This is a genomic window from Pseudonocardia sp. TMWB2A, from assembly GCF_017312135.1.
The window spans coordinates 139037-164997 of sequence record NZ_QKQY01000002.1; the positions used below are offsets into that span (position 1 = coordinate 139037).

26 protein-coding genes are annotated in these 25961 nt (G+C 75.5%); 11 read left to right on the forward strand and 15 right to left on the reverse strand.

Annotated elements, in window-relative coordinates:
- Window positions 1–13 precede the first annotated feature (13 nt).
- The 3 genes from DMP17_RS14940 to DMP17_RS14950 are packed head-to-tail and all read right to left on the reverse strand — an operon-like array spanning window position 14 to window position 4053.
- Entirely contained in the window at window positions 14–1354 is a 1341-nt protein-coding gene (locus DMP17_RS14940; protein WP_337829850.1) for an ABC transporter substrate-binding protein, read from the reverse strand.
- Between the two features lie 6 nt (window positions 1355–1360).
- Window positions 1361–2680 (reverse strand): histidinol dehydrogenase, encoded by a 1320-nt coding sequence (gene hisD / locus DMP17_RS14945; protein WP_337829851.1) that lies wholly within the window; start codon window positions 2678–2680, stop codon window positions 1361–1363.
- A gap of 59 nt (window positions 2681–2739) precedes the next feature.
- On the reverse strand, window positions 2740–4053 hold the full coding sequence (locus DMP17_RS14950; RefSeq protein ID WP_226356410.1) for an ABC transporter substrate-binding protein: 1314 nt from the start codon (window positions 4051–4053) through the stop codon (window positions 2740–2742).
- 106 nt (window positions 4054–4159) lie between these two features.
- Here DMP17_RS14950 and DMP17_RS14955 point away from each other — a divergent pair, with 106 nt between their 5' ends.
- The 5 genes from DMP17_RS14955 (at window position 4160) to DMP17_RS14975 (ending at window position 9096) form a co-directional block, all read left to right on the forward strand.
- Window positions 4160–5140, forward strand: a complete 981-nt coding sequence (locus tag DMP17_RS14955) for a C40 family peptidase (protein ID WP_337829852.1) — start codon at window positions 4160–4162, stop codon at window positions 5138–5140.
- A 75-nt stretch (window positions 5141–5215) separates the two neighbouring features.
- Window positions 5216–6391: a nitrite/sulfite reductase gene (locus DMP17_RS14960; RefSeq protein WP_226356408.1), complete on the forward strand. Its 1176-nt coding sequence runs from the start codon at window positions 5216–5218 to the stop codon at window positions 6389–6391.
- Window positions 6388–7029 carry a precorrin-8X methylmutase gene (locus tag DMP17_RS14965; RefSeq protein WP_062404674.1) on the forward strand — a complete coding sequence of 214 codons (642 nt, stop codon included), beginning with the start codon at window positions 6388–6390 and terminating at the stop codon, window positions 7027–7029. The genes DMP17_RS14960 and DMP17_RS14965 overlap by 4 nt, the downstream gene beginning before the upstream one ends.
- Window positions 7026–8582: a precorrin-2 C(20)-methyltransferase gene (locus DMP17_RS14970; RefSeq protein WP_337829853.1), complete on the forward strand. Its 1557-nt coding sequence runs from the start codon at window positions 7026–7028 to the stop codon at window positions 8580–8582. Before DMP17_RS14965 ends, DMP17_RS14970 begins: the two co-directional genes overlap by 4 nt.
- A gap of 58 nt (window positions 8583–8640) precedes the next feature.
- A complete protein-coding gene (locus tag DMP17_RS14975; RefSeq protein ID WP_337829854.1) occupies window positions 8641–9096 on the forward strand; it encodes a GNAT family N-acetyltransferase in 456 nt (151 codons plus the stop codon).
- On the opposite strand, the gene DMP17_RS14980 is transcribed toward DMP17_RS14975, so the two are convergent.
- Window positions 9077–9706, reverse strand: coding sequence for an HAD-IA family hydrolase (locus DMP17_RS14980; RefSeq protein WP_226365544.1), 630 nt, complete (start codon window positions 9704–9706; stop codon window positions 9077–9079). The two genes, DMP17_RS14975 and DMP17_RS14980, sit on opposite strands and share 20 nt — an antisense overlap.
- Before the next feature lie 56 nt (window positions 9707–9762).
- On the opposite strand from DMP17_RS14980, the gene DMP17_RS14985 reads away from it, so the two are divergent.
- Window positions 9763–10776 carry an alcohol dehydrogenase catalytic domain-containing protein gene (locus tag DMP17_RS14985; protein ID WP_337829855.1) on the forward strand — a complete coding sequence of 338 codons (1014 nt, stop codon included), beginning with the start codon at window positions 9763–9765 and terminating at the stop codon, window positions 10774–10776.
- Window positions 10777–10841: 65 nt separating this feature from the next.
- Here the strand turns inward: DMP17_RS14985 and DMP17_RS14990 are convergent, their stop codons facing one another.
- The gene (locus DMP17_RS14990) at window positions 10842–11471 is read right to left on the reverse strand and encodes a TetR family transcriptional regulator (protein WP_337829856.1); all 630 of its coding nucleotides are present in this window, start codon (window positions 11469–11471) and stop codon (window positions 10842–10844) included.
- Between the two features lie 71 nt (window positions 11472–11542).
- Here DMP17_RS14990 and DMP17_RS14995 point away from each other — a divergent pair, with 71 nt between their 5' ends.
- A complete protein-coding gene (locus DMP17_RS14995) occupies window positions 11543–12283 on the forward strand; it encodes an SDR family NAD(P)-dependent oxidoreductase (RefSeq protein WP_337829857.1) in 741 nt (246 codons plus the stop codon).
- Here the strand turns inward: DMP17_RS14995 and DMP17_RS15000 are convergent, their stop codons facing one another.
- Complete coding sequence (locus tag DMP17_RS15000; protein WP_226365547.1) at window positions 12284–13039, reverse strand: cobalt-precorrin-6A reductase; 756 nt, start codon at window positions 13037–13039, stop codon at window positions 12284–12286.
- 18 nt (window positions 13040–13057) lie between these two features.
- On the opposite strand from DMP17_RS15000, the gene DMP17_RS15005 reads away from it, so the two are divergent.
- Window positions 13058–13720 (forward strand): haloacid dehalogenase type II, encoded by a 663-nt coding sequence (locus DMP17_RS15005; RefSeq protein WP_226356400.1) that lies wholly within the window; start codon window positions 13058–13060, stop codon window positions 13718–13720.
- 3 nt (window positions 13721–13723) lie between these two features.
- Here the strand turns inward: DMP17_RS15005 and DMP17_RS15010 are convergent, their stop codons facing one another.
- The 7 genes from DMP17_RS15010 to DMP17_RS15040 all read right to left on the reverse strand — a co-directional run bounded on the left by DMP17_RS15010 (window position 13724) and on the right by DMP17_RS15040 (window position 21154).
- A complete protein-coding gene (locus DMP17_RS15010) occupies window positions 13724–14896 on the reverse strand; it encodes an ROK family protein (RefSeq protein WP_337829858.1) in 1173 nt (390 codons plus the stop codon).
- A 1-nt stretch (window position 14897) separates the two neighbouring features.
- Window positions 14898–16400, reverse strand: a complete 1503-nt coding sequence (locus tag DMP17_RS15015) for a sugar ABC transporter permease (protein WP_443217888.1) — start codon at window positions 16398–16400, stop codon at window positions 14898–14900.
- Window positions 16400–17173 (reverse strand): ATP-binding cassette domain-containing protein, encoded by a 774-nt coding sequence (locus tag DMP17_RS15020; protein ID WP_100880336.1) that lies wholly within the window; start codon window positions 17171–17173, stop codon window positions 16400–16402. The genes DMP17_RS15015 and DMP17_RS15020 overlap by 1 nt, the downstream gene beginning before the upstream one ends.
- Window positions 17174–17247: 74 nt before the next feature.
- Complete coding sequence (locus DMP17_RS15025) at window positions 17248–18387, reverse strand: sugar ABC transporter substrate-binding protein (RefSeq protein WP_337829859.1); 1140 nt, start codon at window positions 18385–18387, stop codon at window positions 17248–17250.
- Between the two features lie 252 nt (window positions 18388–18639).
- Window positions 18640–19368: an ABC transporter ATP-binding protein gene (locus tag DMP17_RS15030; protein WP_337829860.1), complete on the reverse strand. Its 729-nt coding sequence runs from the start codon at window positions 19366–19368 to the stop codon at window positions 18640–18642.
- Entirely contained in the window at window positions 19365–20132 is a 768-nt protein-coding gene (locus DMP17_RS15035) for an ABC transporter permease (protein ID WP_226365552.1), read from the reverse strand. The genes DMP17_RS15030 and DMP17_RS15035 overlap by 4 nt, the downstream gene beginning before the upstream one ends.
- Window positions 20129–21154 (reverse strand): ABC transporter substrate-binding protein, encoded by a 1026-nt coding sequence (locus DMP17_RS15040; RefSeq protein ID WP_337829861.1) that lies wholly within the window; start codon window positions 21152–21154, stop codon window positions 20129–20131. Before DMP17_RS15040 ends, DMP17_RS15035 begins: the two co-directional genes overlap by 4 nt.
- Before the next feature lie 332 nt (window positions 21155–21486).
- Here DMP17_RS15040 and DMP17_RS15045 point away from each other — a divergent pair, with 332 nt between their 5' ends.
- The gene (locus tag DMP17_RS15045; protein ID WP_226356393.1) at window positions 21487–22209 is read left to right on the forward strand and encodes a hypothetical protein; all 723 of its coding nucleotides are present in this window, start codon (window positions 21487–21489) and stop codon (window positions 22207–22209) included.
- Between the two features lie 7 nt (window positions 22210–22216).
- Here DMP17_RS15045 and DMP17_RS15050 read toward each other — a convergent pair whose 3' ends face one another.
- A complete protein-coding gene (locus DMP17_RS15050; RefSeq protein WP_226356392.1) occupies window positions 22217–22645 on the reverse strand; it encodes a hypothetical protein in 429 nt (142 codons plus the stop codon).
- 118 nt (window positions 22646–22763) lie between these two features.
- On the opposite strand from DMP17_RS15050, the gene DMP17_RS15055 reads away from it, so the two are divergent.
- Window positions 22764–24458: a choline dehydrogenase gene (locus DMP17_RS15055; RefSeq protein WP_337829862.1), complete on the forward strand. Its 1695-nt coding sequence runs from the start codon at window positions 22764–22766 to the stop codon at window positions 24456–24458.
- A 90-nt stretch (window positions 24459–24548) separates the two neighbouring features.
- Here DMP17_RS15055 and DMP17_RS15060 read toward each other — a convergent pair whose 3' ends face one another.
- Window positions 24549–24734 (reverse strand): DUF7455 domain-containing protein, encoded by a 186-nt coding sequence (locus DMP17_RS15060; RefSeq protein WP_062402550.1) that lies wholly within the window; start codon window positions 24732–24734, stop codon window positions 24549–24551.
- Between the two features lie 362 nt (window positions 24735–25096).
- On the opposite strand from DMP17_RS15060, the gene DMP17_RS15065 reads away from it, so the two are divergent.
- On the forward strand, window positions 25097–25960 hold the full coding sequence (locus tag DMP17_RS15065; RefSeq protein ID WP_226356717.1) for an EamA family transporter: 864 nt from the start codon (window positions 25097–25099) through the stop codon (window positions 25958–25960).
- Window position 25961 lies beyond the last annotated feature (1 nt).

The window sequence follows — 25961 nt, forward strand, 5'->3', positions numbered from 1 at the left end:
TGGTGGGAAGGGGTCAGCGCCGGTACTCGGCGACGATCGCGGTGGCGATCTCCTGCATCCGCTGCTGACCGTCCGGGATCGTCGTCCGTCCGGCCAGCACGTCGGCGACGACCGGGCGGGTCTCGTTGCTGATCCGGGAGGTCCACGGGAACGGCTCCGGCGGGGACGCCCGGCCGATCGCGTCGAGCTGGGCCGCGGCGAACGGGCTGCTCGCCGGGGTCACCATGCCCTCGCGGGCCGGGAACGCCGCGGGCACAGCGGCCCGCGACGACTCCTCCCCCACCGACGCGGCGACCAGCCGGAACAGCAGGTCCTTGTCCACCTCGGTGTTCTCCGGGATGGCCCAGCCGTCCACCGACAGGGCGTTGTAAAGGACGTCCCCGCCGGCAACCGACGGCGGTGGGGCGAACGCGAAGTCGGTCGCGAACCGGCTGTTCGACGGCTGGGTGAGGTCGAGCATCCGGCCGCTGAACATGATCGCGATCGCGGCCGAGCCGTTGTACATCTGCTGCTGCACCGCGGGCTGGGCGAACGTCGTGACCTGCGGGTCCATGAACGGCAGAAGCGACCGCAGCTCGGTGAAGGCCGTCGCGGCCTGCGGGGTGTCGAAGTTCGGGCGGCCGGTGTCCCGGTCGACGTAGTCGGTGCCCAGCGAGCCCAGTGCCGCGTCGTAGGCCGTCGCGACGTCCGAGCTCGCCAGCAGCGGCAGCGCCAGCGGGTAGCGGATCCCGCCGTCGCGCTGGATGCGGCCTGCGACCTCGCGCAGCTCGGCGAAGGTCCGCGGCGGGGTGATGCCGAGGCGGTCGAACACGTCGCGGCGGTAGGCCATGACGAAGGTCTGCGCCTGCATCGGGATGCCGTAGAGCTTCCCGTCGTAGGACAGCGCCGCGCGCATCTGCGGGTCGAGCCGGTCGAGCCCGAACTGCGCGCCGTAGCGGCTCATCAGGTCGTCGAGCGGGTGCAGCTTGCCGGTCGAGGCCTGTTGCGGGACGACGAAGCCGTAGGTCTCGAGGATGTCGTAGGTGCCGTAGCGCCCGGCCAGCGTGGCCGTCGTCTTCTGCGACTGGCCCGCGTAGTCGACCGGCTCGTGGTGCAGGGTCACCCCGTCCTTGGAACAGCTGCGCACCATCGAGTTGGTGAACGGGTCGATCGCCGAGGAGTTGTAGGCCAGGACGTTGACGTCCACCGACGACGGTGGCGGTGGGAAGTCGCACGGGACGAGCGTGGCGGTGGCGGCGGGGGTCCGCGACCCGGCGCCGCACCCTGCGAGCAGCAGGACGACGGTGACCACCACCGCGACCATCGGCGGACGGGCGCCACGGCCGCCGGAAGCGCCCCCACGGTACATACGCATGCGCAATCAGTCCCGGAGTGCGTCGAGTCGGATGCGGGCGCTGTCACGATGCCCGACGAGCTGCTCGAAGTCCGAGACGGTGACCGTCGGACCGGCCTGGGCGCGCGTCGCCCCGCGGGTCGCCCGCTGGTAGGTCAGCTGCTTGAGGAAGCCGGCCACCGACAGCCCGCCGGTGTAGCGCGCGCCCCGGGTCGTCGGCAGCACGTGGTTGGTACCGGACATGCCCTTGTCGGCGTAGGCCACCGTCGAGTGCGGGCCGAGGAACAGCGATCCGTAGTTGCGCAGCCGGCCCAGCCACCAGTCGAGGTCCTCGGCGATCACCTCGAGGTGCTCCGGAGCGAGGGTGTCCATGACCCGGGCGGCCGTCTCCCGGTCCGGTGCCAGGTAGACCGTGCCGTGGTCCCGCCAGGCCGCCCCGGCGATCGGAGCGGTCGCCAGTCCCGCGAGCTGCTTCTCGACCTCCCGCGGGACCTCCTCGGCGAGCCGACCGGAGGTCGTGACCAGGGATGCCGGCGAGGTCGGTCCGTGCTCGGCCTGGGCCAGCAGGTCCGCGGCGACGGTCGCGGCGTCGGCGGTGTCGTCGGCGATCACGGCGACCTCCGACGGCCCGGCCAGCACGTCGATGCCCACCTGCCCGTAGAGCTGGCGCTTGGCCTCGGCCACATAGGCGTTGCCGGCGCCGACGATCATGTCCGAGGGCGTCCCGTCGAGCAGCCCGAACGCCATGGCCGCGAGCGCCTGCACACCGCCGACGGCGTAGACCGCGTCGGCACCGCTGATGTGCGCAGCGTAGAGCACGGCCGGGTGCGGGCGGCCGTCGCGCGAGGGCGGGGTGGCCGCGACGACGTTCGGCACGCCCGCGACCCCGGCCACGCCGACGGTCATGAACGCGCCGGCCAGCAGCGGGAACCGGCCCGCGGGGAGGTAGGCACCGACGTTCTGCACGGGGACCAGTCGCTGCCCGCACACGACCCCGGGCAGCACCTCCTCCTCGAAGTCCTGCAGCCGCGCACGCTGCATCCCGGCGAACCGGCGTGTCCGGTCGGCTCCCGCGTCGAGCGCCGTACGCAGGTCCGCGGGCAGCTCGTCCCCGGCCCGGGCGAGCTCGGCGGGACCGACGAGCAGGTCGGAGCCGGTGAACCCGTCGAGGTCACGGGCGTAGCGCAGCACCGCGTCCATCCCGCCTGCGGAGATGGCGCGCAGCATCTCCGAGACGGTGGCGACCACGGCCGGGTCGCGCAGGTCCGCGCTGTCGGCGACGGCCGGCGCCTTCGCCACGGTGACGGGCGAGCCGATACGCCGCAGGTCCGCTTCAGTGAGGTGCATACGCATACACTAGAAGTCGTGGGCCGGACCTGACAAGGGCCGGACGACGTCCGGGCGGCTCAGCCCACCTCCCGGTACTCGGCGACGATCGCCGTCGCGATGTCCTGCATCCGCTGCTGCCCCTGCTCCACGGAGACCCGCCCGGCCAGCACGTCGGCCACCACCGGCCGCGTCGCGACCGAGATGCGCGAGGTCCACGGGAACGGCTCGGGCGGCGGGGCCTTCCCCAGCGCCGCCAGCTGCGCCGGCGCGAACGGGCTGCTCGCCGGCGTCACGCTGCCCAGCCGCGACGGGAACGCCGCGGGCACCGCCGCGCGCGCCGACTCGGGCCCCACCGACGCGGCCAGGAACCGGAACAGCAGGTCCGGGTCGACCTCGGTGTTGGCCGGGATCGCCCAGCCGTCGACCGACAGCGAGTTGTAGAGCACGTCGCCACCGGCGACCGACGGCGGCGGGGCGAACGCGAACTCCCGGGAGAAGCGGCTGTTGCGCTCCTGCACCAGGTCGAACATCCGGCCGCTGTACATGATCGCGATCGCGGCCGAGCCGTTGTACATCTGCTGCTGCACCGCGGGCTGGGCGAACGTCGTGACCTGCGGGTCCATGAACGGCAGCAGCGACCGCAGCTCGGTGAACGCCCGCGCCGCGGCCGGGGTGGTGAAGTTCGGCCGGCCGGTGTCGCGGTCGACGTAGTCGGTGCCGAGCGAGCCGAGCGCGGCGTCGTAGGCGGTGGCGATGTCGGCGCTCGCGAGCAGCGGCAGCGCCAGCGGGTAGCGGATCCCGCCGTCGCGCTGCACCCGCGCCGCGACCTCGCGCAGCTCGGCGAAGGTGCGGGGTGGGGCGAGGCCGAGCCGGTCGAACACGTCGCGGCGGTAGACGAGCGTGAACGGCTGGGCCATGGTCGGCAGCCCGTAGAGCTTCCCGTCGTAGGACAGCGCCGCCAGCATCTCCGGGCTCAGCCGGTCCAGGCCGTACTCCTCGCGGTACCGGGCGACGAGGTCGTCGAGCGGGCGCAGCTTCCCGGTCGCGGCGAACTGCGGCACGACCAGCCCGTAGGTCTCGACGATGTCGTAGGTGCCGTAGCGCCCGGACAGCGTCGCGATGGTCTTCTGCGTCTGCCCGGCGAAGTCGATCGGCTCGTGGCGCAGCGTCACGCCGTTCCTCGAGCAGCTGCGGACCATCGTGTTCGTGAACGGGTCGACGGCCGAGGAGTTGTAGGCCAGCACCCGCACGTCGAGGCTCTGCGCGGGCGGCGGGAACTCGCACGGCACGAGGGTCGCCGTCGCGGCCGGGGTGCGCGAGCCCGCACCGCAGCCGGCCAGGAGCAGGGCCAGCACCGTCACGACGGCCGCGGTGATCCGGTGGGGGCGCACCGCACCATCAGAACCCACCCGTGTGGGCGGGGCCACTCCACCCGTCGTGGTGACCCGGCGGTGTGGCTGCTTGCCCCGGCGCACCCGGCTGTCGAGAGTCCCCGCCGTGCCCCGTGTCCTGTCCGTCCTGTTCGCCGCGGTGCTCGGCTGCGCCGTCCTGCCCGCGGTCGCCCTGCCCGCGGCCGCCGACGGACCGGGGCACACCTTCGTCGCCGTGTCGGTCGCGACCGTGTGGACCTCCCCGGACAGCCCGCGCCCGCGGGACCGGGCCGCCGTCGCCGCCCCGGCCGACCCGGCCGCGTGGATGGGGTCGATGAGCAGCGCGGACCGCCGCGAGCTCACCACCGCCTCGCGCACCCAGACCCAGGCGCTGCTCGGCGCCCCGGTGACCGTGACCGAGCGCCGCGACGGCTGGGCGCGGGTCGTCGTGCCCGGCCAGCCGTCGGGCAAGGACGGCCGCGGCTACCCCGGCTGGGTCCCCGCGGTCCAGCTCGTCGACGACCCCGCGTTCGGCGCGCTCGCCGCGGGGGCGCCCACCGGCACCGTCGACGGCGTCGCGACGGCCTGGCTGTACCGCGACGCGGCGCGCACCGAGCGGCTGCGCGAGGTCAGCGTGGGCACCCGGCTGCCGGTCGTCGGCGAGGCGGGCGACGCGGTCCGGGTCGCGCTGCCCGGCGGCGGCCAGGCGTGGTTGGCGGCGGGTGAGCTCCGCGGAGGGGCCCCGCCCTCCCCGACCGGAGAGGGTATGGTCACGACCGCGCGGCTGTTCCTGGACCGCCCCTACCTGTGGGGCGGGCGCTCCGGGTTCGGCCCGGACTGCTCGGGGCTGACCGGGCTGTCCTACGCCCTGCACGGGATCACCGTCGGGCGGGACGCCTCCGACCAGTCCCGCGGCGGGCGCCCGGTCGACGACCCCGCCGACCTGCGGCCCGGTGACCTGCTGTTCTGGAACTCCCCCGCGACGCACGTCGCGATGTACGCCGGCGACGGCACGATGATCGAGGCCTTCGACGCGGCCACCCCGGTCCGGGTGACCCCGGTGCGGTTCGACGCGACCTACTCCGGTGCCCGCCGGTACCTGCCGTGACCTGAACACCTGACGAGGTGTGACCGCCGCCCCGACGGGTCCCCCCGCCCGTCGCGGATGCCTACAGTGTCCGGCGTGCCGTCGCCGACCACCCGTACCCGCGCCGACGCCTGCCCCGGCGTCGTCTCACCGCACGCGGCGGCGGACGGGGCCCTGGCGCGGGTCCGGCTGCCCGGCGGGACCGTCACCGCGGCGGGCCTGCGGGCGGTCGCGGCGCTGGCCCGCGACGCCGGGGACGGCGCGGTGCACCTGACCTCGCGCGGGAACCTGCAGCTGCGCGGCCTCGACCCGGCCGACCCGCGCCCGGTGGAGCGGCTGACGGCGGCCGGGCTGCTGCCGTCGACGACCCACGAGCGGGTCCGGAACGTGCTGGCCTCCCCGCTGTCGGGGATCGACGGCGGCCTCGCCGACGTCCGTGGCCTGGCCACCGCGCTCGACCGCGGCCTGTGCGCGCGCCCCGCGCTGTCGGCGCTGCCCGGCCGGTTCCTGTTCGCCCTCGACGACGGCCGCGGCGACGTCGCCGCGGAGCGTCCCGACCTGTGCTGGCGGGCGCGGGGCTCCGACGGGGGCGAGCTGGTCGTGGCGGGCGCCGCGACCGGCCTGTCCTGTCCCCCCGCCGAGGCTCCGGAACTGCTGCTCGACGCGGCCGCGGCGTTCCTCGACCTGCGGGCCGCCCACACCGCCGACCCTTCCGCGCGGGCCTGGCGCGCCGCGGAGCTGCCCGGGGCCGCGACCGGGATCCCGGCCCGGCTGCGCGGGCACCGGCCGTCGCGTCCGGCGGGCCCCCGGGACGCCGACGCCACGCCCGCGGCGCCCGGCCCGGTGCTCGTCGGGGCCCTGGGGAGCGGGGCGCTGGGGGTGGCGCCGGTGCTCGGGGAGCTGTCGGCCGGGCAGCTGGACCTGCTGGCCGAGGAGGCCCCGGAGCTGCTGGTCACCCCGTGGCGCACCCTCGTCCTGCCCACCCCCGCCCCCGGTGCCGCGGCCCGGCTGGCGGCGGCGGGGCTCGTCGTCGACCCGGGGCACCCCGCGCTGCGGGTCAGCGCCTGCGCCGGGTCGCCGGGCTGCGCGAAGTCCCTCGCCGACGTCCGCGCCGACGCCCGGAGCCTGGTCCGGCGCGGCGGCCCGGACCGGCCGATGCACGTCGTGGGATGCGCCCGCCGCTGCGGCGCCCCGCACACACCGCACATCGATGCCGTCGCCACCGGGGCGGACACCTATCGCATCGACGGAAGAACAGGAGTGCTCCGCTGAGCGGGTACGACTACATCACCGACGGCAACGAGATCTACCGCCGCTCGTTCGCGACGATCCGCGCGGAGACCGACCTCTCCGGGCTCCCGCCCGGCGTCGACGACATCGCCGTCCGCATGATCCACGCCTGCGGCCAGGTCGACCTCGTCGACGACATCGCCGCCTCCGACGGCGTCGTCGCGGCCGCCCGCGCCGCGCTGCGCGCCGGTGCCCCGATCCTGTGCGACGCGATGATGGTCGCCTCCGGGGTGACCGCCGCCCGGCTGCCCGCGGACAACGAGGTGCTCTGCCTGCTGCGCGACGCCCGGGTGCCCGACCACGCGCGCCGGATCGGCAACACCCGGTCCGCGGCCGCGCTGGAGCTGCTCGCCGACCGCTTCGAGGGCGCGGTGCTCGCGATCGGGAACGCCCCGACCGCGCTGTTCCACGTGCTGGACCTCATCGACCGCGGCGACGCACCCCGCCCGGCCGCGATCATCGGCATCCCGGTGGGGTTCATCGGCGCCGCCGAGTCCAAGGCCGCCCTCGCCGAGCGGACCGACCTGGAGCACCTCGTCGTCCACGGCCGTCGTGGCGGGTCGGCGATCACCGCGGCGGCGCTGAACGCGCTGGCCCACGAACAGGAGATCATCGCGTGACCGGCACCCTGTACGGCGTCGGGCTCGGCCCCGGCGACCCGGAGCTGACGACGATCAAGGCCGCCCGGCTCGTCCGCGACGCCGACGTCATCGCCTACCACTCCGCCCGGCACGGGCGCTCCATCGCGCGCCGGATCGCCGAGCCGCACCTGTCGGGCACCGCGATCGAGGAGGCGCTGGTCTACCCGGTCACCACCGAGGCCACCGACCACCCCGGCGGCTACCAGGGCGCGATCGACGCGTTCTACACCGAGGCCGCCGCCCGGCTCGCCGCGCACCTCGACGCAGGCCGCGACGTCGTGCTGCTCGCCGAGGGCGACCCGCTCTTCTACGGCTCCTACATGCACATGCACAAGCGGCTGGCCGGGCGCTACCCGACCGAGGTCGTCCCGGGCGTCACCTCGATCAGCGGCGCCGCCGCGGCGATCGGGCAGCCGCTGGTGGAGCGCGACGAGGTGCTCACCGTGCTGCCGGGCACGCTGCCCCGCGAGGAGCTGGCGCGGCGGCTCGCGGGCACCGACTCGGCGGCGGTGATGAAGCTCGGGCGCACCTTCACCACGGTCCGCGGGGCGATGGCCGACGCCGGCGTGCTCGACCGGGCCCGCTACGTCGAGCGGGCCACGATGGAGGGCCAGCGGACCGGTGCGCTGTCCGACGTGGACCCCTCGGACGTGCCCTACTTCGCGATCGCCCTGGTCCCCGGCGAGGTCGCCGCCTCGGTGCCCGAGGAGGCCGTCGCGTCCGTCGCGGAGCCCGGCGGCGCGGCGGCCGAGGAGCGGTCGGTGCGCGGGCCGGGTGAGGTCGTCGTGGTCGGGACCGGTCCCGCCGGGCGGGACTGGCTGACCCCGCAGGTCGCCCGCGCCCTGTCGGAGGTAGACGACCTCGTCGGCTACGGCCCCTACCTGGACCGGGTGCCGCCGAACCCGCGTCAGACCCGGCACGCCTCGGACAACAAGGTCGAGTCCGAGCGGGCGGCGCACGCGCTGGACCTGGCCGCCTCGGGGCGGCGGGTCGCCGTCGTCTCCGCCGGGGACCCGGGGGTGTTCGCGATGGCGACCGCGGTGCTGGAGGTGGCCGCGGAGCCGAAGTACCACGACGTCCCGGTCCGGGTGCTGCCCGGCATGTCCGCGGCCCAGGCCGTGGCGGCCGCCGTCGGTGCCCCGCTCGGGCACGACCACGCCCTGATCTCGTTGTCGGACCGGCTCAAGCCGTGGGACGTGGTCGCGGACCGGCTGCGTGCCGTGGCCGCGGCGGACCTGGCGATCGCGATCTACAACCCGCGCTCGAAGGCCCGGCCGTGGCAGGTCGGCGCGGCCCGTGACGTGCTGCTGGAGCACCGTGCACCGGAGACCCCGGTGGTGCTGGGCCGCGACGTCGGCGGTGCCGGGCAGCGGATCGTCGTCACCACCCTGGGCGAGCTGGACCCGGATCAGGTCGACATGCGCACGCTGGTGGTGGTCGGCTCGTCGACGACCCGTGCGGTCGAGCGCGGCGGCGCGACCGTCGTGTTCACCCCCCGGCACTACGGCCCCGGCGGCACGACGACCGACTGATCACATCCGCCGGTTGTCGACATCGTGACGGCTACCGGTTCCGCGCTAGCGTCACGCCGTGCAACTGCAGGTGCGGCGCTTCGGGCCCGACGACTGGGAGCCGGCCCGCGCGGCCCGGCTCGCCTCGGTACGGGACGGCTTCGGTGAGGACAGCGACTTCTACTGCGAGCAGGCGGCCATGGAACCGGCCGCCTGGCGGGCGGTCCTGGCCGAGCACGTCCGCTTCGGCGCCTTCGACGGCGACCGGCCGGTCGGCACCGCCTGCTGGCGGACCGGTGACGACGGCGACGGGCAGCTCTACGGCATGTGGGTCCATCCCGACGCGCGCGGGACCGGGCTGGCCGACGCGCTCGTCGACGCCGTCGTCGCGGCCGCGCGCGAGCTGGGCTCGGCCACGCTGTCGCTGAAGGTGGAGCCGGGCAACGCCCGGGCGATCGCCTTCTACGTCCGGACCGGGTTCGTCGCCGACGGCGATCCCGGCCCGGGTCTGGTCGTCATGACCCGGCCGGTCTGACCGCGTCGGCGAGCCCCAGCAGGGCCGTCAGCTCCGGCAGGCCGGCGGGGCGCAGGTCCCCGTCGAGGCCCCGCAGCGCCGCGGTCGCCGCGCCGGCGGCCCGGCCGGCGGCGAGCCCGGCCTCGGCGTCCTCCACGACCAGGCAGGCGGCCGGGTCCACCCCGAGCGCGGCCGCGGCGGCGCGGTAGCCCTCCGGGTCCGGCTTGCCGTGCCGCACGTCGTCGCGGGCGACGAGCACCGGCGCGTCGATCCCGGCGGCGCCGAGGCGGGCCGCGGCGAGCCGCCGGTCGGCGCTGGTCACGACGGCCCACGGGACCCGCGCCGCGTCGAGGGCGGCGAGCAGGGCGTGTGCCCCGGGCAGCGCGCCGACGTCGTCGAGGTCGTCGTACTGCAGCTCCAGCTGGCGGGTCGCGGCGGCGTCGAGTGCCGCACCGGACAGGTCCGGGCGCAGCAGCCGGATCGTGCCGTCGCTGGGCACCCCGTGCGCGACGCGGACCAGGTCCGCCCCGGCGACGCCGTACTCGCGCGCCCAGGCCGCCCAGGAGCGGGCGACCGCCTCGTCGGACTCCACCAGCGTGCCGTCCATGTCGAACAGGATCGCGGCGTACACCGCACCACCCCTTTCCCTCGGACGGCGAGCATATCGGGCCTGAGAGGATCATCCCCATGCGAGCAGTACGGATCACCGCGTTCGGCGCACCGCCCGAGGTCGTGGACCTGCCGGATCCCACCCCGCCCGTGGGTGGGGTGGTCGTGCGGGTGGAGGCGACCGGGCTGTGCGCCAGCGACCGGTTCGCCTGGGCCGGGCACGACGGTGACGTGACGCTCCCCCACGTGCCCGGCCACGAGCTGGTCGGGCACGTGGTCGCGACCGGCGCCGGGGTCACCCGGTTCCGGGCCGGTGACCGGGTCACGACGCCGTTCGTCTGCGGCTGCGGGGTCTGCCCGGACTGCCGGGCGGGCCGCGCGCAGGTCTGCCCGCACCAGCAGCAGCCCGGGTTCACCCACGACGGGTCCTTCGCCGAGCTCGTCGCGCTGCACCACGCCGACCACAACCTGGTGCCGGTCCCCGACGACGCCGACGCCGCCGGGGCCGCGCTGCTCGGCTGCCGGGTCGCCACCGCGCACCGGGCGCTGGTCGGGCGCGGCGGACTGGAGGCCGGCGAGCGGGTCCTCGTGCTCGGGGCGGGCGGGGTCGGGCTGGCCGCGGTGCTGATCGCGTCGGCGCTGGGTGCCGAGGCGGTCGTCGCGGACCCCTCGCCCGCGGCGCGGGCCCGGGCGGTCGAGCTGGGCGCGGTCGCGGCCGTGGACACCGCGGACGGCCCGGACGCGGTGCGCGGGGCCGTCGGCGGCGGCGCCCGCCTCGCGGTGGAGGCCGCGGGCCGCGCGGACGCCCTGGACCTCGGCGTCCGGTCGCTGCGCAGGCAGGGGACGCTGGTGCAGGTCGGCCTGCTCACTCGGGAGCCGGTGGTGCCGGTGCCGCTGATGATCGCGCACGAGCTGACCGTCACCGGCAGCCACGGCATGGCCGCCGCGGACTACCCGGAGCTGATGGCACTCGTCGCCGACGGGCGGCTCGACCCGGGCCGGCTGGTCACCCGGCGGACCGGGCTGGACGCCCTCGCCGGGGCGCTGGCCGCGGCCCCCGAGCCGGGCGGGATCCTCGTCGGCCTGCCCTGAGCCCCGCCCGCCCCCGGACCGGCGGACGGCCTGCGGCTCGAGATCGACGAGCTGGACCCCGGCCGCTACACCTGACCCGGGCCGGGCCCGTCGGCCGGGGACCGTCGCGGCGCGGCGAGCCGCCGGGCGGCCTCCACGACGAAGGCCCGGCGCGCGGCCCGCTCGGCCGGATCACCGGGCTCGGCACCGGTCAGCATCGAGGCGAGCTGGGGCACCGTGTGCCACCATGCGGCCAGCGCGATCAGCGCGAACACCAGGTGGGCCGGGTCGAGGCCGTCGTCGATGGTGCCGGCCCGCTGTGCGGCCGCGAACCGCTCGACCTTCTCCCGGTAGTGCCGGCTGCGCCCCTCCCGCCCGGCGACGCGCCCGGTGCCGTCCAGGCCCTCCCACTGCAGCAGCCGGGCGAGCACCGGGTGGTCGGCGTGGTGGTCGAACGTGGCCCCGGCGAACTCGCCCACGTCGTCGAGGCCGGTCCCGGTCGCGCGGACACCGGCGGCGAGCAGCTCGAGCTGCTCGGCCAGCACGAGGTCCCAGAGTGCCTGCTTGTCGCCGAAGTAGCTGTAGAGGCGCTCCTTGTTGATCCCGGCCCGGGCGGCGATGCGGCTCATCGTCGTGCCCTCGCGGCCGCGCTCGGCGAACTCGGCCGTGGCCGCGTCCTTCAGCCGCCGGCGCGTCCCCTCGGTGTCCCAGGCCATGCCCCGCACGGTAGCGAGGCGGCGTACGCTCATCTCCAACGCCATCGTTGGAGTTGGGATTGGAGACCGTCATGACCGAGCCGACCGGACCGGGTGCGGGCGACGTCGCCGTCGTCACCGGCGCGAACAGCGGGATCGGGTTCGAGATCGCCCGCGGGCTGCTGGCCGCGGGGCTCACCGTGTACGTCGGCGCCCGCGACGCCGGCCGCGGTGCGGACGCGGTCGCCGCGCTCGGCGCGGGCGCCCGGCCGCTCGCACTGGACGTGACCGACGCGGCCTCGGTCGCGGCGGCGGCCGCCGCCGTCGAGCGGGTGGACCTGCTGGTGAACAACGCCGGGCTGGGCGACTCGTTCGCGACGGCCCCGGAGTCGACCGCCGAGGAGCTGCGCCGGATCTACGAGGTGAACGTGTTCGGCGTCGTCACGGTGACCAACGCGTTCCTGCCCGCGCTGCGGCGCTCGGCGCACCCGCGGATCCTCAACCTCTCCAGCGGGACCGGGTCGCTGACCTGGAGCACCGGCCCGAACCGGCAGTTCGACCACCGCACGGGCGGGGGTGCGGTGGCCTACCGGTCGTCGAAGACGGCGCTGAACGCGCTCACCGTGTCCTACGCCCAGGCGCTCGCCGACGCCGGGATCGCGGTGAACGCGCTGGCCCCGGGGCTGCGGGCGACCAACCTCAACGCCCGCGCGGCCGCGTCCGCCGGGGACCCGGCCGAGGCCGCCGCCGGCGCGGTGCGGCTCCTGCTGGCCCCCGACGGCGACCCGACCGGCACCTTCGTCGACTGGACCGGCGAGCCGGTCCCCTGGTGATCAGTCCCCGAGCAGCCGGGCCAGCGCCGCGTCCACCGTGGGCTCCACCGCGACCCCGCCGGGCAGCGGCGGCCGGTCGACGACGAGGACCGGCACCCCGCGCTCCCGGGCCGCGGTGAGCTTCGGCGCGGTCGCCGCGCCGCCGGAGTCCTTGGTGACCAGCACGTGCGGGACCACGGCCTCGAACAGGGCGCGCTCGTCGTCGAGGGCGAACGGGCCCCGGTCGAGCAGCAGCTCGTGCCGGGCGGGCAGCGGGCCGTCGGGCGGGTCGACCGCGCGGATCCAGAACGCCGCGTCGACACCCGCGAAGTGCGCCAGTCCCCCGCGGCCGGTCGTCAGCAGGACCCGCCCGGCCGGGCCGGGGAGCAGGCCGGGCAGCGCGGCCGCGGCGGCGGCGACCGAGGCGACCCGGTGCCACCGGTCCCCCGGCCCGGGCGTCCAGCCCGGCCGGCGCAGCACGACCAGCGGCACCCCGGTCCCCGCGCAGGCGGCGGCCGCGTTCGCGGTCATCGTCGAGGCGAACGGATGGGTGGCGTCGAGCACCGCCGCGACCCGCTCGGCGCGCAGGTGCGCGGCCAGCCCCTCGGCACCGCCGAACCCGCCGATGCGGACCTCGCCGTCGGGCAGGGCCGGGCTGCGCACCGCCCCGGCCAGCGACGACACGACCCGGACGTCGTCCCGGCCGGCCAGCGCGGCGGCCGCGGCCCGCCCCTCGGTCGTACCGCCGAGGACCAGCACCGTGCGGGGAGCGCTCACACCCGTCAGGGTAGGGGGATGGCGATCACGACCGTGGTGTTCGACGTCAACGAGACCCTGTCGGACCTGACCCCGATGGGGGCCCGGTTCGCCGCGCTGGGCGCCCCGGAGTGGCTCGGGCCGCTGTGGTTCGCCGCGACCCTGCGCGAGGGCATGGCGCAGGCCACCGGTGGGGAGCTGACGACCTTCGCCGAGCTGGCGACGGCGACCGCGGCCGGGCTGCTGCGCCGGCACGGCGTCGCCGACCCCGACGCGGGCGCACGGCACGTCGTCGAGGGGTTCCTGGAGCTGCCGGTGCACGACGACGTGCACGGCGGGGTCGCCGCGCTGCGGGCCGCGGGGCTGCGGCTGGTGACGCTGTCGAACGGGTCCCCGTCGGTCGCGGAGCGGCTGCTCGGCGGGCACGGCCTGCGCGGGCAGTTCGATGCCGTGCTGTCGGTGGAGGACGCCGGGATCTGGAAGCCCGCGCCCGCCTCCTACTCCTACGCGCTGGCGACCTGCGGGGTCGCAGCCTCCGAGGCGGTGCTGGTGGCGGTGCACCCGTGGGACCTGCACGGCGCCGCCCGGGTCGGGATGGCGACGGCCTGGCTGGACCGCCACGGCGACACCTGGCCCGGGTACCTGACCCCGCCGACGTTCACCGTCGGCGCGCTGCCCGAGCTGGCGGGCCTGCTCGCCTGACCCTCACACCGCGGCCAGCACCGGCTCGAACGCCAGCTCGGCCGCGCCCACCAGCGCGCCGTCGCGGCCGAGCGGGGACACCGCGATCCGGGTCCCGCCCGCCGCCCGGCTGACCAGGCTGCGCCGTCGCAGCTCGGAGCCGACCCGCTCGACCACCGACGACGGCAGCGCCCCGAACAGGTCCCCCAGCACCACGAGCTCGGGGGCCAGCATGTTCACCACCGTGACCAGCCCGGCGGCCATCCACCCGGCGTAGCCCTCCAGCAGCCGGTCGGCCCGGCCGGGCACGACGGCCAGGTCGCGCAGCTCCGCGACGAGCACCCCGCGCGGGGTGTCCTCGGGCAGGCCGAGCGCGCGGCACAGCGCGGGCTCACCGACCTCGGTCTCCCAGCAGCCGTGCGAGCCGCAGAAGCACTCCCGCCCGTCCGGGCGGACCATGAGGTGGCCGAGTTCGCCGACGTAGCCGCCGGTGCCGCGCAGCGGCTGCCCGCCGGACACGACCCCACCGCCCACGCCGACGTCGGCCGACAGGTAGACCATGTCGGCGACGTCGCGGCCGATCCCGCGCAGGTGCTCGGCGAGCGCGCCGGCCTCGGCGTCGTTGGCGACCTGCACCGGGCGGGCCAGGACGGCGGCGAGCCGGGCGCCCAGCTCGACGTCGCGCCAGCCGAGGTTGGGCGCCTCGTGCACGAAGCCGTCGGAGCGCCGCACGACGCCGGGCACCGAGACCCCGACCGCCTGCTCGGCGACGCCCAGCTCGTCGCGCAGCAGGGCGGCGGACTCGGCGAGGTGGGTGATCACCTCGCCGGGCAGCCGGGTGGTGCGGTGCAGGTTCCAGCTGTGCCGACCGAGGATCTGGCCGCCGATGCCGACCATCGCCAGCGCCACCTGCTCGACCCGGATGTCGACGGCGAGCACCACCGCCGCCTGCGGGTCGGGCAGCACCAGCAGCGACGGCCGCCCGGCCCCGGAGCGCTGGGCCGGGACGGCCTCGGTGACGACGCCCGCCTCGGCGAGCCCGTCGACCACCGCCTTGATCGTGCTGCGGTTGAGGCCGAGCTCACCGGCCAGCGTCGCGCGGGTGCAGGGCCCCTCGACGTGCAGCCGGCGCAACAGGACGGCCCGGTTGTGCCGGCGCGCGTCGTCGGGTCGGGTCCCCGATCCGGGCTGGGTCATGTCACCGGCCGGTGGCCGCCGCCCGGCGCCGTGACGCCACGTCGACACCGGCCGCGAGCAGCAGCACCAGGCCGGTCACCACGAACACGACGGCCGCGGGCTGCTTGAGCAGGCCCAGACCGTTCTGCACCGTGGCCAGCACCGTGCCGCCGATGACGGCGTTGCTGATCCGGCCGCGGCCGCCGAACAGCGACGTACCGCCGATGACCGCGGCGCCGACCGCGAACAGCAGGGTGTTGCCGCCACCGGCCGCCGGGTTCACCGACCCGATCTTCGACGAGTAGACGATCGCGCCGATCGCGGCGAAGGCGGTGGAGATGACGAACACCGACGCCCGGATGCGGGCGACGTCGATGCCGGCCCGGCGCGCGGCCTCCCGGTTGCCGCCGACGGCGTAGACGTGGCGGCCGAAGCGGGTCCGGTCGAGCACCCAGGTGCCCGCGACGAGCAGCACCAGCACGATCGGGACGACGTAGGGGATGCCGGCGATCGAGATGACGCCGGGCGAGCGGTCCTGCACCAGCGCGAAGGTCACCAGCCCGCCGAGCACCACCACCGCTCCGATCTTGAGTGCGACCAGCCCCGTCGGCGGCGCGACCAGCCCGCCGCGCAGCCGGGTCCGCAGGCGCACCACCTGGACGGCCGCGTAGCCGCCGGCGACGACCACGAACAGCACCCAGGACGCCGTGACCGAGAGATTGCCGTTCGCCACGGCGTTGATCAAGGGGTCGCGCAGCGCGATGGTGCCGCCGTCGCCGATGAGCTGCAGGATCACGCCCTGCCACGTGATGAACAACGCCAGCGTCACGACGAACGACGGCATCCCGATCCGGGCCACGAGGAACCCGGTGAGGCAGCCGATCACCACTCCGACGCCGACGGCGAGGCCCATCACGGTGAACGCGTTCGCCGGGACCCCGATCACGAGCACGACCGCGGTGAGCAGGCTGATCACCGACCCGGCCCACACCCGGACCAGCGCGGCGAGCACCGCACCGGCCAGCATCACCGCCACGAGCAGCACGAACACGGTGGTGCCGGTGGCGCCGAGCACGTTGCCGTCGCTCATCAGGTGCAGCGCCATCAGCGCCGCCGCCAGCCCGGACGCCGTACCGGCGGCCAGGTCGATCTCCCCGGTGAGCAGCACGAACACCAGGCCCATCGCGATGATGGTCGGGCCGGCGCCCTGCTGGAGCAGGTTCGCCAGGTTGAGCAGGCTCGGGAAGGTGCCGCCCGAGTCCAGCACGCTGAACAGCACGAACAGCGCGGCCAGGCCGAGCAGCGCCGGCAGCGAGCCCAGGTCACCGCCGCGCAGCCCGCGCAGGTAGGCCGTGATCGCCTCGCGGGTGGTGCGGGCGGTGGTGTCGATGCCGAAGTCGGCGGCCCGGTTACCGGGGTTCGCCCGGCGGGCCGCGCTCTGCTCCTGCTCGGGCGCGGGCGTCCGGTCGGTCACGGTGTCTCCTCCCGGGCCGGCGGGGCCGGACGGGTCGGGGTGGGGGGCCATCAGGTCACCGCCTGCTCGGGCCGCGGCAGCCCGAGCTCGCCGGAGCGGCCCGCGGTGATGAGCTGGACGACGTCGGAGTGCGTGACCTCGCGGGTCGGGACCTGCGCGACCATCCGGCCGAGGTAGAGGCAGGCGATCCGGTCGGACACCTCGAACACGTCGGCCATGTTGTGGCTGATGAGCACGACGCCGAGGCCCTGCTCGGCCAGCCGTCGCACGAGGTCGAGCACCTGGCGGGTCTGGGCGACGCCGAGCGCCGCGGTCGGCTCGTCGAGCAGCACGACGCGCGAGTCCCAGAGGACCGCCTTGGCGATGGCGACGGTCTGGCGCTGCCCGCCGGACAGCGACGCGACCGGGGTCCGGACCGAGGTGACGGTGCGGACCGAGAGCGACGCGAGGGTGTCGCGGGCGGCCTGCTCCATCGAGCCCTCGTCGAGCATCCAGGAGCGGCCGCGCTCGCGGCCGAGGAACATGTTCTGGACGATGTCGAGGTTGTCGGCCAGCGCGAGGTCCTGGTAGACGACCTCGATGCCGAGCCGGGAGGCGTCCGACGGGCCGGCGACGGTCACCGGCGCCCCTTCGAACAGGACCTCGCCGGAGTCGATCGGGTGGATACCCGCGACGCACTTGACCAGGGTGGACTTGCCCGCGCCGTTGTCGCCGACGAGCGCGGTGACCTCGCCGGCGCGCACGGTCAGGTCGACGTCGTGCAGGACCTGCACGGCGCCGAAGCTCTTCGACACACCGCGCAGGGAGAGGATGGGGTCGGCCACTTCGGGCACCTTCCACGTGGGCGTCGGCCGGGCCGCGGCGAGGTCTCCGCCGCGGCCCGGTCCGGCTGCGGGTCCTACTTGATGCCGAGCTGGGTGCAGGCGGCCTGGGTCTCGGTGTTGCAGATCTCCGAGGCCTTGACGTAGCCGGCGTCGGTGACCTTCTTGACCGAGTCCTTGGTGATCAGCTGCGGCTCGAGCAGCACCGACTTGACGTCGCGGTTGCCCTTCGGGTCCTTGACCGTCTGGGTGGCGACGCCGTCGGCGGCCGCGGTGTCGCCCTTGGCGAGGTCACCGGCGAGCTTCGCGGCGGCCTCGGCCTCCTGCTCGATCGGCTTGAACACCGTCATGTACTGGTCCCCGCGCAGGATCGCGGCGAGCCCGTCGGCGGTGGCGTCCTGGCCGGTGACCACGACCTTGCCGTTCAGACCGTACTTGGCCAGCACCGTGACGATGGCGCCGGCGAGGCCGTCGTTGGCGGCGACGACGCCGTCGACCTTGCCGCCGTTACCGGTGAGGATCTGCTCGAAGGTGGTCCCGCCGACCTGGTTGTCCCACTTGTCGATCTTCTGGCTCTGCACCAGCTTCAGCGCCCCGGACTCGTACTTGGGCTTGAGCACGGTCTGCTGGCCGTTGTAGAACAGGGTCGCGTTGTTGTCGGTCGGCGCGCCCTCGATCTCGATGACCTGGGCGCCCGGCTTGTTGCCGATGCCCTGGACCAGGCCCTCGCCCTGCAGGGCGCCGACCTTCTCGTTGTCGAAGGAGACGTAGTAGTCGCTGACGCCGCCGAGGTTGAGCCGGTCGTAGTCGATGACCGGGATGCCCTGGGCCTTGGCCTTCTGGGCGACGGCGGTGCCGCCGTCGCTGCTGATCGAGGCGATGATCATGACCTTGACGCCGCTGGAGATCATGCCGTCGGCCAGGGTGGAGAACTTCTGCTCGTCGCCCTGGGCGTTCTGGATGTCGGGGTCCATGCCCTGGGCGCGCAGCGCCTTGTCCAGCATGGGCTTGTCGAAGCCCTCCCAGCGTGCCGAGGAGTCGGTCTCGGGGAGGATCACCCCGACCTTCACCCCGCCGCCGGAGCCGCCGCCGGCGGCCTCCCCGCCGCCGCCCGCGCTGTTCTGTCCGCAGCCCGCGACGGCCAGCAGCAGGCCGAGGCCCGCCGCCGCGACCGCCCGACGCAGCCGGGGACCGCGCCCCGTGTTCCGTGCCCCCATCGGGGTCTCCCTCCACGACGTTGTGGACCGCTCGCATGATCACGAACGGGTGAATGTTGCGAGCGCCAACGTATTGGGCGAGACGGGTTCCGCGACAGCCTTCTGGATCGATTGAGTTCCCCTTTCGTCATCACGATCCGGTCACGAACATCGACTTTGTTGCCGTGCGGCACGATCCGGAACGGCCACAGACCTTGCCGTCGCGGGCGGGCGGCGGCGACCGGTCCCCCGCCGCCGGGGGGCGAGCCCGCGTCAGCCGCGCAGGGTCTCCAGCAGGTCCGCCTCGAGGGCGGCCAGGGCCGGGTCGGTACGGCTGCGCGGCCGCCCGGCGTCGACGACGACCTCCCGCACCACGGTCGCCGGGCGCGGCGAGAACACCAGCACCCGGTCCGAGAGCAGGGCCGCCTCCCGCACGTCGTGGGTGATCAGGACCGTCGTCCAGCCGTAGCGGGCGCGCACCGACTCCAGCCAGTCCTGCATCGCGGTCCGGGTGAGCGCGTCCAGCGCGCCGAACGGCTCGTCGAGCAGCAGCACCTCGCGCCCCCCGACGACGGTGCGCAGCAGCGCCGCGCGCTGGCGCATGCCGCCCGACAGCGCGCCGGGGCGGGCGTCCTCGAAGCCGGCCAGCCCGAACGGCTCGAACAGCGCGCGGGCACGCTCGCGGGCCTCGCGGCGCCCCACGCCGGCGATCTCCAGCCCGAGGGTGGTGTTGTCGAGCACGGTGCGCCACGGGAACAGCAGGTCCTGCTGGGGCATCAGGCCGAACGGGGCGCCGCGCACCGGGCCGCCGTCGACCTCGATCCCGCCGGTCACCGTCGCCCCGTCGAGGATGCCCGCCAGGGCCCCGAACAGCGTCGACTTGCCGCACCCCGACGGCCCGACGAGCGACACGAACTCCCCCGGCGCGACGTCCAGGCTCACCCCGGACAGCACCGACAGGTCGCCGTAGGAGACCGACAGGTCGCTCACCACGACCTTCACCGCGCACCGTGTCCGTCGTGGTCGGCCACGTACCACGGCGTGACCAGGCGCTGCAGCAGGAAGGTCAGCGCGAACAGCGTCACCGACAGCACCGCGGTCACGCCGACGGCGGCGAGCACCAGGTCGGTGCGGAACTGGTTCTTCTGCAGCTGCATGAAGATCCCCAGGCCGGCCCGGGCGCCGACGTACTCGGCGAAGATCGCCCCGGTGACGGCGTAGGTGATCGCGATCCGCAGCGCCGTGAAGAACGACGGCAGCGCCCCGGGCAGCCGCACGTAGCGGAACCGCTGCCAGCGCGAGGCCCCCATCGAGCGCAGCAGCGCGGTCGCGGACCGGTCGGTCGCGGCGAAGCCCTCGATCAGCCCGACCGCCACCGGGAAGAACGTCACCAGCGCGATGACCAGCACCTTCGGCAGCAGGCCGAACCCGAACCAGATGATGAGCAGCGGGGCGATCGCGACCACCGGCAGCGTCTGCGAGGCCACCAGCAGCGGGGTCAGCGCCCGGCGCAGCCACGGCGAGAAGTCCACCGCGACCGCGGCCGCCCAGGCCAGCGCCATCGAGACGGTGAACCCGATCAGCGTCACCTGGACCGTCGGCAGGGTGTTCGCCCACAGCTCGGCCCGGAACGCCCAGCCCTGCTCGAGGACCCGCAGCGGCGAGGGCAGCACCTGGGGGCGGGTGCCGGCGACAGTGACCGCGACCTGCCAGGCGACCAGCAGGGCGGTGACCAGCGCCGCGGCCGGCCACAGCCGGCGGATCACGGTGCCAGGTAGTCGTTGGTGAACCAGGTCGAGAAGTCCGGCTTCTGCCGCACCGGGGCGCCGTCCGGCCCCGCGACGGTGCCCGTGTCGTAGAGGAACCCGGAGAACCCGGCCCACTGCTGCGGGGTCTGGAACCCGACGCGGCCCTGCGCGTCGCGCAGGAAGCGCTCGCTGAGCATCTGCGCGCCCCGGTCGACCAGCGCGTCGGAGGTGAACGCGCCGGGGTTGGCCTCCTTGAGCATCCGGGCCGCGGTCGCCGGGTCCTGCGCGGCCAGCGCGTAGCCCTTCTGGACGGCCTGCACGAACGCGCGTGCCCGGTCGGGGTTGTCGCGCAGCCAGGTCGAGCTGCCCAGCAGCAGCACGTTGTAGGAGTCCGGGAAGCCGTAGTCGGTGTAGCGGAAGGTGCGGATCGGCTCGCCGCGCAGCTGCGCCTCGATGCCCTCGACGTTGACGAACGGCTCGGTGAAGTCGGCCTGGCCGGAGTAGAGCGCCTCGTAGGCGGCGGTGGACAGGACCTCGGTGCGGAAGTCGCCGCGCCCGCCGTCGGCCCGGATCACGGCCTGCATCTTCTGGTTCTCCCCGGGCCCGCCGAACCCGGCGTAGACCTTGCCGTCGAGGTCGCGCGGGGACCGGATGTCGGTGCGGTCGGCGCGCACCGCGATCTCGGTGGCCCAGTGCTGCAGGATCGCCATCACCGAGGTGATGTCGGCGCCCGCGGCCTTGGAGAACGTGAACGAGTCCTGGAAGCCGATGCCGAAGTCCGCGGCGCCGGAGCCGACCAGGGTGTCCGGCGAGGTCTGGTTGTAGGGCAGGAACTCGACGTCGAGGCCGGCGTCGCGGAAGTAGCCCGCCTGCTGGGCGGCGAACAACCCGATGTGGTTGGTGTTCGGCGTCCAGTCCAGCGCGACGCGGATCGGCCCGCCCCCGGCGGAGCCGCCGGAGCCGTCGGCCGCGGCGCAGCCGGACAGGGCCAGCGCGAGCGCCAGCGCGACGGCGAGCGGACGGAGAGCACGTGACAGCACGGAGCGGCCTCCCTACGCCGGTGTGACCCGGATCAGGTTCGAACGGTCGGCGGCCGGTCCTGCCGCCCTCTCAGCCTCGGTGCGCGGGCTCCCGCGGTACGTCCGAAACCTTACGCGGCCCACCCGGTCCTGCCGGGCCGGCGTCCGTCGCACCGGACCGGCCGGACACCCGCGGTCACCGGAGCCTCCGGTTCCGTCACCTGCGGTGATCGTCGGGACGGGCCGGGCGAGCCGCCGTCCGCGGCGGCGACCACGATCGTTATCCTCGCCACCACACCCGCGACGCTGTGTCACGAACCCCCGCTCGCGGGAGCTGACGCGGAAGGGACGAGATGGCGGCCTCGCTCTGGACCTCCGGCACGACCGGGCGGCCGACGCCCGACCCGGCGCCCGCCCTGGTGCGGGTCGCGTTGCAGGCCGGCGCCACCTCCGTCGCGCACGCCGACGTCGCCGCGATGCTCTCCGGGATCTGCGTCGCGCTGGTGCCCGCCGCCCGGGTCGGGGGTGCGGCGCTGCTGCTGCGCGAGCCCGCCGACCCCCGCGACCCCGAGGCCCGGCGGGTGTTCGGCTCCGACACCGCCGCCGTGCGCCTGGGTGAGCTGCAGCGCCGGGCCGACGCCGGGCCGGGCCCCGCCGCCGAGCGCGGCGACCGCACGCTGACCACCCCGGACCTGACCCGGTCCGGGCCGCCCGAGCTGGCCGCCGCCGCGGCCGACTGCGGCCTGGTCCGCTCGCTGTCGGTGCCGGTCCCGGTGGCCGGGCGCACCGCGGGCGCCCTGCAGCTGTTCGCCCGCGGCGGGCCCGACGACCCGCTCGGCGAGCGGCTGGTCGTCGCGCTGGCGCCGGTGGTCACCGCACTCGCGGCCCGGCTCACCGACGTCCGCGAGCTGGCCCGGCTGCAGCTGCGCGCCGCGCAGCCGTCGGTGCCGGAGCAGCCCGACGCGATCGACCGCACCGCGCTGATCCCGGCGGCCCGCCGCTCCCCCGTGGTGCCGGTGGCGCCGCGGGTGCCCGCCCAGCGGCAGGCGCGGCACCGCCGGCACGACCAGGGCTGAGCGGGGGTCAGGACTCCGGGCGGTCCTCGCGGGCCGCGTACCGGTCGAGGAGCTGCTGGTGTTCCTGCAGGTAGGCCGACACGCGCTGGCGGCTGACCCCGAACAGCCTGCCGATCCCGGCGATCGTCTCGCCCTCGCCGTGCAGCGCGACGGCCTCCTCGCGGCGGAACCGGCCGCCGACGGCGCCCAGGCCGTCGAGGGTGCGGGTGAGGGTCTCGACGATCAGCGGCCGCGGCTCGCGCGGGACGATCGCCCGCCAGCTCAGCCCCTGCGACCGCAGCTCCTGCAGCTCGGCCACCCGTTCGCGGGCCGAGGACAGCTCGGCGACCGACGCCTCCAGCTGGGCGGCGAGGGCGGCCAGCGCGGCGTCGGCGTCGTCCGCGGTACCGGCGCGGAGATCCGCTCCGTCGTCCGCACCGCGCTCGGTCGTCGTCACACCATCGAGCCTACGGGGGCGGCGGTGACGGCCGGTGGGCGCGGCGTACCGTGATCCACGCAAGGGGGGTTGCTCCCTCGAACAGGGCAATCCCGACAGTAGGTGTGGAGGGCGCGCAATGGGCCGGTACGACGTCGTCATCGTCGGCGGGGGATCCGCGGGGGCGGTGCTGGCCGCCCGGCTCACCGAGGATCCCACGCGCCGGGTGCTGATGCTCGAGGCGGGCCGGCCCGACCACCGCTGGGACCCGATCATCCGGATGCCCGCCGCGCTGTCGAAGGCGTGGGGCAACCCCCGCTACGACTGGTGCTACGTCACCGAGCCCGAGGCCGGTCTGGCCGGGCGACGGATCGCCGTCCCGCGCGGGAAGGTCCTGGGCGGCAGCAGCAGCATCAACGGGATGGTCTACCAGCGGGCCCACCCGGGCGACTACGACCGCTGGTCCCGCCTGCCCGGCTGCGAGCAGTGGAGCTCGGCCCACCTGCTGCCCTACTTCCGCCGCCTGGAGCGGCGGATGTCCGAGCACGGCACCCCGCTGCCCGACGGCGGCCACGGCCCGCAGGTCCTCGAGCGCGCCGCGGCCGCGGGCCCGCTGAACGCGGCGTTCCTCGCCGCGGCGCAGCAGGCCGGGCACGCACTGCTCGACTCGACGAACGGCCCGGCCCAGGAGGGCTTCTCCCGCACCGAGCGCACCATCTCGCGCGGACGCCGCTTCTCGGCGACCGACGCCTGGCTGCACCCGGTCGCCGCCTCGCGGCCCAACCTGACCGTCCGCACCGGTGCCCTGGTCCGCGCGCTGCGCACCGACGCCCGCGGCACCCGGGTCATCGGCGTCCGCTACCGCGCCTCCGACGGCACCCTCCGCGACGTCGACGCCGGCGAGACCCTGCTGGCCGCCGGCTCCATCGCCACCCCCCAGCTGCTCCAGGTGTCCGGCTTCGGCGACCCCGAGCACCTCGCCGGCATCGGCGTCGAGACCCGGGTGGCGCTGCCCGGGGTCGGCGCGAACCTGCAGGACCACCTCGCGGTGCACCTGCAGCACGCCTGCTCCCAGCCGATCTCGCTGGCCCCGCACCGGGCCCCGCACCGGCTGCCCGCCGCGGCGGCCCGCTGGCTCGTCTCGGGTACCGGGATCGGGGCCAGCAACCACTTCGAGATCGGCGGGTTCGCCTCCACCTCGATGGCCGGGGGCATCCCGGACGTGATGATGCTGTTCGCGCCGGTCGCGATGCGCTTCGCGCCGGACGTCCCGCCGGTCGGGCACGGCTACGAGATGCACGTCTCGGTGATGGCGGGCGACGTCCGCGGGTCGGTGCGGGCGGTGTCCCGCGACACCGCGGTCCCGCCGCGCCTGGTGCAGAACTACCTGGTCACCGACGGCGACCGGCGTCGCTGGGTGGAGGCCGTCGGCCTGGCCCGGGAGATCCTGACCCAGCCGGCGTTCGCCGGCCTCGACGCCGGGGAGACCTTCCCCGGCGAGGGCGTCCGCTCCGACGCCGAGATCCTCGACTGGGTGTCCCGGCGCGCCCAGAACGGTCTGCACCCGACCAGCACCGCGCGGATGGGCACCGACGCCGACGCCGTCGTGGACCCGTCGACGCTGCGCGTGCACGGCACCGAGGGCCTGCGGGTCGTCGACGCGTCGATCTTCCCGGACGTGCCCAACGCCAACACCTACGGCCCGGTGGTGATGGTGGCCGAGCGGGCCGCCGACATCGTCACCGGCGCCACCCCGCTGCCCGCCGACCCGGCGCCGTCGCGGCCGGCCGGGGGCCCTGGCACCGGTCCGGAGCCGCTCGCACCGGTGTCCTGAAGACCCCTGACATGCCGAACGGGGCGGGGATCCGATCGGATCCCCGCCCCGTTCGCGGGTCTGTGGTGGGGCGCGGTGGCGCCCCGGGCGTCACTCCCCGGTCTGCACCTGCACCCCGGACTCACGCAGCTTGGCTGCGTGCGCGTTGCCGTGGTGGTTGCAGAACAGGAGTTCCCCACCGGAGGGCAGGATCGCGCGCACCTTGGCGGCCGCTCCGCAGCGGTCGCAACGGTCGGCAAGGGTCAGTTCGGGCCGGGTCAGCGTTTCGGGCTGCATAGCGGTCTCCCTCCGTCGCGGCGGCGGGCTTCGGGCGCTCGCCGCCGTATCACTGTGACGACCGCACGAGCGGTTCGCCCACACCTGTACAGACGCTCGAGGCCCCTGTACGTGTTCCCGGGATGCGTCGCGACGTCCGTCACGTGTGGCGTGCGCCGCACGGTTCGGTGGCGCCGCGATGTACCCGCGGTGACCGATTGCGTATGAAGTTGACTGCGTGTGAATCATGCGGGCAACTCGCCCGACGTGCAAGCGCGCCACGGTAAATACGGTGTGTCGCGGTCTACGTTGGCCGGGTGAGTCCCCGCCCGTCGCCCGATCGTGTTCCCGCTCCGTTGCTGTTCCTGGCCGGTGGGACCTCGATGTACGTGGGGGCCGCGCTGGCCGTCGGGCTGTTCGACCGGCTCGCGCCGTCGGCGGTCGCCGAGCTGCGCCTCATCGGCGCCGCGCTGGTGTTGCTGGCGTGGCGCCGCCCCGGCCGCGACGCCTGGCGCGGCGTCCGGCTCGTCCGCGCGGGGACGTTCGGGCTGGCCACGGCGCTGATGAACGTCGCCTACTACGAGGCGATCGCACGGCTGCCGCTCGGCACCGCGGTGGCGGTCGAGTTCACCGGCCCGGTCCTGGTCGCGGCGCTCGCCTCGCGCCGGTTCCGCGACGTCGGCGCGGTCGGCCTGGCCGCGGCGGGCGTGCTCCTCATCGCCGACGTCCGCTGGTCCGGCAGCCCCGCCGGGGTGCTGTGGGCGCTCGGCGCGGCGGCGATGTGGGCGGCCTACATCGTGCTGGGCAAGCGGGTCGCGCGGGCCGGTTCCGGCATCGACGACCTGGCGACCGGGTTCACCGTGGCCGCCGTCGTCCTGGTCCCGCTGCTGTTCACCGGGGGTGCGGGCGCCGCGACCGGGTTCGGCGTCGCGAACCTCGCGCCGCTCGCCGATCCGGCGGTGCTCGGCCTGTCCGTCGGGCTGGGTGTGCTCAGCTCGGTGGTCCCCTACGTGCTGGACCAGGTCGTGCTGCGCCGGGTCGGGCAGGCCCGGTTCGCGGTCCTGCTGGCGCTGCTGCCCGCCACCGCGACGCTGGTCGGGCTCGTCGTCCTCGGTCAGCTGCCGGGGCCGCTGGAGGCCGTGGGGATCGCGCTGGTCGTCGCCGCGGTGGCCCTGCGGTCCCGCGACGGCGACGAACCCGTCCCCGTCCCGGCCACGTCCGCCCGGGATCGGGCCGCCCCATCCTGAC